The 725-nt window shown below is 41.1% G+C and carries 2 protein-coding genes; both read right to left on the bottom strand.

Annotation, left to right across the window (positions count from 1 at the left end; translation table 11 throughout):
* Positions 1-25: 25 nt before the first annotated feature.
* Positions 26-202, bottom strand: coding sequence for a hypothetical protein (locus QTN94_RS20175; protein ID WP_331428670.1), 177 nt, complete (start codon positions 200-202; stop codon positions 26-28).
* A gap of 30 nt (positions 203-232) precedes the next feature.
* A partial coding sequence (locus QTN94_RS20170; protein WP_331428669.1) for a hypothetical protein occupies positions 233-725 on the bottom strand: 493 nt, incomplete at its 5' end.

The following is a 725-nucleotide window of genomic DNA, read 5'->3' as shown; positions in this document are numbered from 1 at the left end:
GACTCTATACTTTGATCATTATTCATTAGTCGATTCTCACTTCAATAAGACGAGTGCCAAATTCTTTTGGCGCAGGCTCTACGGTTAAATCACCTTGTTTTTTACCTGACGCTATATAGCCCAGTTGTTGATGTTTTGAGGCTTGCCAGCTAAACGGCATGCTAACCAGTACCGTGATGGTATCATCCGTGGTGCCGCCCAAATTTAATCACTCTGTGAGAAAGCGAGAAAGTTACTCTGTAGCACTCTCTTCATCTTGCTGATAAATCGGGTGCTTATACTTATCATTCAGCTTTTTTATTTCGACTATTTCAATTTCAGGGAAAGCCGACTGTAGATGAGAAAGTAACGCTGTTTTTTGATCAAGCGTCGAAATAAAAACAGTCCCTATATAATCAAATGTTTCTCGATTAGGGCTTCCAAATGACAGCACTGAGTCATGAGTTAGATTAAACACGACACTGCGATCATCTATAAGCACATAAGACTTATCAACGGTTGGTTTAAAATTGGTCATCCCAAATGACATCAGTGCAAATGCCCCCGCACCGACAAGCGCCAACGGACCAAGTAACAAAACAGCAATAAAACACACCACAATTCCCACCCACGCAAAACCACGCACGATTTTATAAGCCACCTCTGGGATCATATCTTGTTCTGTGTAACGAATACCCTGTGCAGTTAGGTGATAACAGCGATGTTTATCAGGTAAATATAGATAC

Source organism: Vibrio sp. M250220 (assembly GCF_036533795.1).
Taxonomy (GTDB): domain Bacteria; phylum Pseudomonadota; class Gammaproteobacteria; order Enterobacterales; family Vibrionaceae; genus Vibrio.
This window is presented reverse-complemented; position numbering and strand designations above follow the sequence as displayed.